8 protein-coding genes and 1 pseudogene are annotated in these 6,971 nt (G+C 63.3%); 8 read left to right on the top strand and 1 reads right to left on the bottom strand.

The window, feature by feature from the left end; translation table 11 throughout:
• Positions 1-71: 71 nt before the first annotated feature.
• Positions 72-875, top strand: coding sequence for an ABC transporter permease (locus EOC06_RS07720; RefSeq protein WP_128307466.1), 804 nt, complete (start codon positions 72-74; stop codon positions 873-875).
• Here EOC06_RS07720 and EOC06_RS07715 read toward each other — a convergent pair.
• Complete coding sequence (locus EOC06_RS07715; protein WP_128307465.1) at positions 872-1,660, bottom strand: 2-keto-4-pentenoate hydratase; 789 nt, start codon at positions 1,658-1,660, stop codon at positions 872-874. The genes EOC06_RS07720 and EOC06_RS07715 overlap by 4 nt on opposite strands.
• A gap of 268 nt (positions 1,661-1,928) precedes the next feature.
• Here EOC06_RS07715 and EOC06_RS07710 point away from each other — a divergent pair, with 268 nt between their 5' ends.
• The 7 genes and pseudogenes from EOC06_RS07710 to EOC06_RS41940 all read left to right on the top strand — a co-directional run.
• Positions 1,929-2,336 (top strand): DUF3168 domain-containing protein, encoded by a 408-nt coding sequence (locus EOC06_RS07710; protein ID WP_127327199.1) that lies wholly within the window; start codon positions 1,929-1,931, stop codon positions 2,334-2,336.
• A 175-nt stretch (positions 2,337-2,511) separates the two neighbouring features.
• Positions 2,512-2,814, top strand: a complete 303-nt coding sequence (locus EOC06_RS07705; protein WP_127269164.1) for a hypothetical protein — start codon at positions 2,512-2,514, stop codon at positions 2,812-2,814.
• A gap of 137 nt (positions 2,815-2,951) precedes the next feature.
• A complete protein-coding gene (locus tag EOC06_RS07700) occupies positions 2,952-3,617 on the top strand; it encodes a response regulator transcription factor (RefSeq protein WP_023812809.1) in 666 nt (221 codons plus the stop codon).
• Positions 3,601-5,034: an ATP-binding protein gene (locus EOC06_RS07695; RefSeq protein WP_127269160.1), complete on the top strand. Its 1,434-nt coding sequence runs from the start codon at positions 3,601-3,603 to the stop codon at positions 5,032-5,034. Before EOC06_RS07700 ends, EOC06_RS07695 begins: the two co-directional genes overlap by 17 nt.
• 185 nt (positions 5,035-5,219) lie before the next feature.
• The gene (locus EOC06_RS07690) at positions 5,220-5,657 is read left to right on the top strand and encodes a hypothetical protein (RefSeq protein WP_128307464.1); all 438 of its coding nucleotides are present in this window, start codon (positions 5,220-5,222) and stop codon (positions 5,655-5,657) included.
• A 93-nt stretch (positions 5,658-5,750) separates the two neighbouring features.
• Positions 5,751-6,887 carry a c-type cytochrome biogenesis protein CcmI gene (ccmI, locus tag EOC06_RS07685; protein WP_128307463.1) on the top strand — a complete coding sequence of 379 codons (1,137 nt, stop codon included), beginning with the start codon at positions 5,751-5,753 and terminating at the stop codon, positions 6,885-6,887.
• Between the two features lie 8 nt (positions 6,888-6,895).
• Positions 6,896-6,971, top strand: a pseudogene (locus EOC06_RS41940) (cytochrome c biogenesis protein CcmE); the annotation flags it as partial.

The raw sequence follows: 6,971 nt of genomic DNA, 5'->3' as shown, positions 1-6,971 counted from the left end.
GTGTTGGTGCTGTTCGTCGGCGCGCTGATGGCGCTTTTGTTCCGATATGTCAGACCGAAGCAGTTGATCTGATGCCGACCTACCGCCCCGGTCCCGTCTCGCTGATCATCGCCGCCTTCGTGGCGCTTTTCCTGCTGATGCCGCTGCTCGCGGTCATCCCGGTGTCGCTGACGCCGAGCCGCATGCTGGCAATGCCGTCGGGCGAACTGTCGCTGCGCCACTACCGGGCGCTGGTCGAGGACCCGCGCTGGCTCCAATCGATCCTGCTCTCGATCCGCATCGGTGTCGTCAGCAGTGCCTTTTCCACCGTGCTCGCGCTGTGCTTCAGCCTCGGCGTCTGGATGTTCCAGCCGCGCTTCACCGCGGCCCTGGTCGGTTTCGTGCTGCTGCCGATGGTGGTGCCGCCGGTGGTCTCGGCGATCACGCTCTACTTCCTGCTGACCTCGATGTCGGGCTTCAGCACGTTCTTCGGCTATGACACATGGCTCGGCGTCGCCATGGCGCATTCGGTGATGACGGTGCCCTTCGCCACCGTGCTGATGCTGGTCTCGCTCAGCCAGCTCGACCGGCGCATCGACCTTGCCGCGCGGGGCTTAGGGGCCACTGTGTGGGAGCGCGCCACCCGCATCATCATGCCCAACATCAAGTTCGGCATCATCACAGCGGCACTGCTCTCCTTCGTGCTGTCGTGGGAAGAAATCGGCGTCACCCTGTTCATCACCTCGGTCAACGCCATCACCCTGCCGAGGCTGATGTGGATGGGCCTGCGCGACAACATCGACCCGGCGATCGCCGCGCTCTCGGTGATCCTGATCATCATCACCGTGCTGGTGCTGGCGGTGCGCAGTTTCGTGGCCAGGCAGCGCGGAGCCTAGACAAACCGCACCGAGACGCGGCCAAACCGGCCGAGATCGCCGGTGACTTCGTCGCCTGCCTCGACGCTTATCGGCGTCACGCAGGTGCCTGTAATCACCACCTGTCCCGGTTGGAGCGCTATGCCCAGGCCCGACAGCTCGTTGACGAGCCAGGTGAGCGCGATGCGAGGATCGCCCAACACGGCCGCTCCCGATCCGTTGTGCTGCGACTTTCCGGAAACGAAAGCGACCACGGGGTGCTTTGCAAGGTCCACGCCGCGCCAGTCGTCTTCCGCCGCCTCGCCGATGACAAACAGATTGGCGCAGGCATTGTCCGCAATGAGCTGCGGCGCCCCGACGGCGCAGAAATCGTCATAGCGTGAGTCCGGAATTTCGATCGCCGGGTGCAAGGTCGCCACGGCTTTCATCACTTCGGCGATTTCATAGGGTGCCGGACGAGGCGGCAGTTCGCGGCCGAATCGGAAAGCGAACTCGATCTCGGCCACGCGCATCTTGCTCGTCGCCAGGGAAACGGTCCCGCCGACCTCCACCGTTTTTTCGGCCAGGAGACGTCCGGCCATCGGGCCGTCGACATTGATGTGCCTTTGTCCGGCCAGACTGGTCGCGGCAATCTTCCAGCCGAAAAGCGAGGCCGCCGAGCGATCCAGGACATGCGACTGGATGGCGTAACCTTCGAGCCGTGTTTGTGGGCGCAACGCCTCAGGTATGGCGCCGAGACGGGTGCCCTTGTCCCAGTGGCCTACCAACAACCGCGAGGCAGCCCTGGTCTTTTCTGCATCGAGCATCATCAGCTTCCGAAATTGCTTCGTGGATCGTCATGCGACCCTGTAGCGAGAATATGTAACCAGGAATCGAGAGTCCATGTTCGCGGCGCGGTGCCCGCGGACGATGGTGTTGGCAAAGTCGCCCTTTCGAGATCATCGGCATCCATCATTCCGATGACGAATCGCCATCGCCTCCGCGCGTCGAATGGCTATATCTGTCAGAACACGCAGAACGCGGACAGCTTCCGAAAAGCAATAATCGGCAGCGCAGGAACTGGAGGAAAAGACGATGACCGCGCCAGGCGATTTACAGCAGGCACTGTTTCTCAGGCTGAAAAGCGATGCATCGCTGTCGGCCTTGCTGGGCGGCGCCGGACTGCTCGAACGGCCAGCCGAGAATGCCGCTTTTCCGTACGTGACCTGCGGCCAGACCTCCGCTTTTGACTGGGATACGGGCACCGAGAACACCGACGATCAGTTGATTACGCTGCATGTCTGGTCGAAAGCCCATGGCGACGCCGAAACGCTTGCCATCATGGCCGCCATCCAGGCGCGCCTTGCCGACGCAGCACTGGTGATTGGCCCTCGCGGCCAGACACGACTGTCGCTGGAATTTGCCGAAGCCCGCCATGACGAGGATCTGCTCGTCCATCACGGGCTGCTGCGTTTTCGCGCGATAACGCAGGAAAATGCCTGATGCGCTTTCAATATGGTCAAAACCGAGTCTAGACTGGACTTTCGCGGGATTTCACCTGTTCGAGGCGGTGAAATTCCAGGTTGATTGTCTCGCGTTGCAGGGGTGTGGCGAGGATGTTTTCAGCGGCGTTCACCGTTCATTTCACGTTCAGCACCGATGCGTTACAACGCCGGTCATGAAAACGCTTCGCTCCCACTTCCGAATTGCGACACTGGCGCTTTGTGCTGCCGGGCTGTTCGCGTCGCGGGCGATGGCGATGCCGGTCATCGCGCCGCCCGACCTGGCCAGTCCGATCGTACTGGCGGCGTCCGATTGCTACGCCATCGGCCAGCAGGTGGCCGAGCAGAATGGCGGAACGCTGGCCAAGGCCTCGCAATCGACGCGCGGCGGTCAGCCTGTCTGTGTCATCGTGGTGCTCGTTCCAGGCAAGGACGGACAACGTCCGCGCCGTTCCGAGATCGTCGTTCCGCTGAACTGACCCAATCAACCTTAGGCTACGTTTCCCAGGCCGCCGGAATCGGCCTATATCTGCCCCAGTCTTCAATCTGACAAAGCTCTTCAATCTGACCAAGCCCTTCAATCTGACAAAGCTCTTCAACAGGTATCGAACTCCGCATGCGTGTACTCGTCGTCGAAGATGACAAGGATCTCAATCGGCAGATATCGGATGCGCTGGTCGATGCCGGCTATGTCGTCGACCGCGCCTTCGACGGCGAGGAAGGCCATTTCCTTGGCGACACAGAGCCCTATGACGCGGTCGTGCTCGATATCGGCCTGCCGCAGATGGACGGCATAAGTGTGGTCGAGCGCTGGCGGCGCGGCGGCCGCAAGATGCCGGTGCTGATCCTGACGGCGCGCGACCGCTGGAGCGACAAGGTCTCCGGCATCGATGCCGGCGCCGATGACTACGTCACCAAGCCGTTCCACATCGAGGAGGTGCTGGCGAGGTTACGAGCCCTGATCCGGCGAGCAGCCGGCCATGCCTCGTCCGAACTGACCTGCGGGCCGCTGCGTCTCGACACCAAGGCCTCCAAGGCCGATGTCGACGGCGTGCCGCTGAAACTGACGTCGCACGAATTCCGCCTGCTCGCCTATCTGATGCACCATATGGGCGAAGTGGTCTCGCGGACCGAACTGGTCGAGCATCTCTACGATCAGGATTTCGACCGCGATTCCAACACCATCGAGGTGTTTGTCGGGCGGCTGCGCAAGAAGATGGGCATCGACATGATCGAAACCGTGCGCGGCATGGGCTACCGCATGCGTGAGCCGGAGGCGTAACTCGGAACCGCTCAAACCAACCGCAAGGACGCCGCTTTCGCTGCGTTTGTGGCCGCGTTCGCTGACGTTCCGCGTTATCGCCTTTTCCACGGTCTGGGCGATCGTGACGCTCGTTGTCATCTTCACCTTGATCACCACCCTATACCGCCAGGCCAGCGAGCGCGGCTTCGACAGCCTGCTTTCGGCGCATCTGTTCAACCTGATCGGTTCGATCGGCATCTCCGACAGCGGGGCGCTGACTGGCGCGCCAGACCTCGGCGACCTTCGGTTCTCGGAGCCGAATTCGGGCTGGTACTGGTCGGTCGAGCCCGCTTCGGAGGGCGTGCATGGCGATCTCCACTCGTCGTCGATGACCACGACGATCCCATCACCGAGCGTTGCCGAGGTGCCGTTCAATGCCAGTTTTCAGCGCAGCTACGCAGCCGAAGGCATCGACGGCGAACAACTCGAAGTTTTCGAGAGCGAATTCGTTCTCGACGCCAAGAACCGGGCCGCGCGTTTCCGCGTCATGGGCAACCAGAGCGAACTCGAACAGGAAATCGCTACCTTCCAGCGCCGCCTGCTGACCTATCTCAGCCTGTTCGGCGTCGGCATGATCGCCATCAACGCGATCGCCATCCTGCTCGGCCTGCAGCCGCTGCGCCGGGTCAGGAACGCGCTCGCCATGGTGCGCGAGGGCACCGCGCAGAGGCTCGACGGCCGCTTCCCGGCCGAGATCGAACCGCTTGCCAATGAAACCAATGCGTTGATCGAAAACAACAGGCGCATCGTCGAGCGGTCGCGAACACAGGTCGGCAATCTCGCCCATTCGCTGAAGACGCCTCTGGCGGTACTGCTCAACGAGGGCCGCGCGCTCGGCGGCGCCAAGGGGCAGCTGATCGCCGAACAGGCCGCTTCCATGCAGAAGCAGGTCGAACACTATCTCCAGCGCGCCCGCGTCGCGGCACAGCGCGACAGCGTCGTCTATCGCACGCCGGTGACGCCGCTGGTGCAGCGCATGGTGCGGGTTCTGCAGAAGCTCAATCCGCAGACAAATCTGTCGCTGTCGCTGCCGGCGGCCGAAATCGTCTTCGCCGGCGAGCGCGAGGATCTTGAGGAATTGCTGGGCAATCTCCTTGAAAACGCGATGAAATGGGCAAAGAGCGCGGTGCAGGTTTCGGTCGTGCCCTTGACCGGCAAGGACGACCCGGCCGGCCTGTTCGAGATCAGCATAGAGGATGACGGTCCGGGCATTCCCGAGGACAAGGCGCGCGAGGCGCTGAAGCGAGGACGGCGTCTGGACGAGACAAAGCCCGGAACAGGTCTGGGGCTGGCCATTGTCGCAGACCTCGTCAACGAGTATGGAGGCGTTCTGGCGCTCGAACGGTCCGGTATGGGCGGATTGAAGGCGGTGGTGCGATTGCGGAGCCTTCAGTGATGTTCACCAGGGCCAATCGACATAGAGGGACGGGAGATGTTATTGGCGGCATGTCGATTGGTCTCGCAGCTGCCAACGGCCAAATTTCCGACAAATATCAATACTATGGCCACGCCAACTTCTCCGATGACGCGGCCCCCGGCGCATCCATGGCAGGCTCCCACTCAAGAAAATCGGTTGTTGGCATGAAGATTCGCGTCGCTCTCGTTTCCGCATTGCTGGCCGTTTCCGGCTGCACCACCTTGAGCGGCAAGGGTCCAGCCATAGCAGTGACACCGGCCTCGACACCTCCTTCCAGCGGCAAGGTGACCACGACGATCATTTCGGCGATGGGCGGCGGCCTCATCAGCGGGACGATCGGCAACGGCCTCAGCGAGACCGAGAAGCGTAGCGCGCTCGAGGCTGAATACAAGGCGCTGGAATATACGACCAGCGGCCAGAAGGTGACGTGGAAAGGCGCTCAGGCTTCGCGCTACGGCGAGGTGGTTCCGGCCCAGCCGTACCGCGTCGGTTCGCAGGACTGCCGCCAGTACACACAGACGGTGTTTTCCGGCGGCGCCGGGCTCACGGCGCGCGGAACCGCTTGCCGCAACGCCGATGGCAGCTGGACGCCGCTGACCTGACGACCGTCTGCCGATGATTGGCGGCTGGCGTCGTCAAAGCGTCGCAGCATGCATCTGTTGGCACGGCAGAGCTCTGCCGGTATTGGAAGAACCATGCTGTTCTGGGTCATAGCCGCCATTCTCACGCTGGGTGCAAGCCTGGCGGTGCTGCTGCCGCTGGCCGCCAGCGCCAAGGGCGCGTCGTCGAGCGGCGAACATGATCTCGAAGTCTATCGGGACCAATTGTCCGAGCTTGACCGCGACGCCACGCGTGGCTTGATCCAGCCGGCCGAAGCCGCCGAGGCCCGCGCCGAGATCGCTCGCCGCATCCTTCGCCTTGACAATGCGGGTACCGCCGGCGGCGCAAACCCTGGCCGAGCGTCGATCACGGCAAGGCTGGTGGCAACCGTAGCCGTGCTGGCGGTGCCGCTGGTCAGTTGGGGGCTCTATGTCCAGCTTGGCTCTCCTGACCTGCCGTCGCAACCGCTCAGCGAGCGGTTGGCCAAGAATCCCGCCGACAGTTCGGTCGACGAGCTGGTGGCGCGGGCCGAAGCCCATCTGGCCGCCAATCCCACTGACGGCAGGGGCTGGGACGTGCTCGCACCGGTCTATCTGCGCATGCAGCGCTTTTCCGACGCGGCGGGAGCCTATCGCAACGCCATTCGGCTCGATGGCGACAGCGCCGTTCGCCAGGCCGGTCTCGGCGAGGCGATCGCCAGCGCGGCAGGCGGCATTGTCTCGGCCGATGCCCAGGATGCTTTCGAGGCAGCCCTGAAGCTCGATCCGGCCAACGCGAAGGCGAGTTTCTACCTGGCCATGGCGTTGGCGCAGGAGGGGCGCGCCAAGGAAGCGACCACGGCATGGCAGGCGATGCTGGGCAGATTGCCGCCGGACTCGCCATGGCGCGGTGCCGTCGAGCAGGCGCTCGCCAAATCCGGCAGCTCCGACGTCGCTTCCGGCGCCACCAACGGTCCCGATGCCGGCGATTTCGACGCCGCATCCTCGATGTCGCCGCAGGATCGGGAGACCATGATCAACACGATGGTCGCCGGCCTCGACGACAAACTGCGGCAAAATCCGCGCGACCCGGAAGGATGGATGCGGCTCGTTCGTTCCTATGTCGTGCTCGGCAAGGCCGATCAGGCGCGTGAGGCGCTCGGTCGCGCCATCGCCGTCTTTGGAGCCGACAGTGACCAGGCGAAGAAATTCACCGCCTTTGCCGCCTCGCTTGGCCTGACGGCGACGGAGTAGAACAAGACATGACGCGCAAGCAGAAACGATTGTCGGTGATCGCGGGCGGGCTGGTCTTCCTGGGTGCCGCGACCGGGCTGACTT

The sequence above is a fragment of the Mesorhizobium sp. M7A.F.Ca.MR.362.00.0.0 genome, from assembly GCF_004023175.1.
Lineage (GTDB): Bacteria > Pseudomonadota > Alphaproteobacteria > Rhizobiales > Rhizobiaceae > Mesorhizobium.
This window is presented reverse-complemented; position numbering and strand designations above follow the sequence as displayed.

Excerpts from the sequence above, each read along its gene's own strand:
- EOC06_RS07720 (WP_128307466.1), top strand. The coding sequence starts at position 72 with ATGCCGACCTACCGCCCCGGTCCCGTCTCGCTGATCATCGCCGCCTTC.
- EOC06_RS07715 (WP_128307465.1), bottom strand. The coding sequence starts at position 1,660 with ATGCTCGATGCAGAAAAGACCAGGGCTGCCTCGCGGTTGTTGGTAGGC.
- EOC06_RS07710 (WP_127327199.1), top strand. The coding sequence starts at position 1,929 with ATGACCGCGCCAGGCGATTTACAGCAGGCACTGTTTCTCAGGCTGAAA.
- EOC06_RS07705 (WP_127269164.1), top strand. The coding sequence starts at position 2,512 with ATGAAAACGCTTCGCTCCCACTTCCGAATTGCGACACTGGCGCTTTGT.
- EOC06_RS07700 (WP_023812809.1), top strand. The coding sequence starts at position 2,952 with ATGCGTGTACTCGTCGTCGAAGATGACAAGGATCTCAATCGGCAGATA.
- EOC06_RS07690 (WP_128307464.1), top strand. The coding sequence starts at position 5,220 with ATGAAGATTCGCGTCGCTCTCGTTTCCGCATTGCTGGCCGTTTCCGGC.
- ccmI (WP_128307463.1), top strand. The coding sequence starts at position 5,751 with ATGCTGTTCTGGGTCATAGCCGCCATTCTCACGCTGGGTGCAAGCCTG.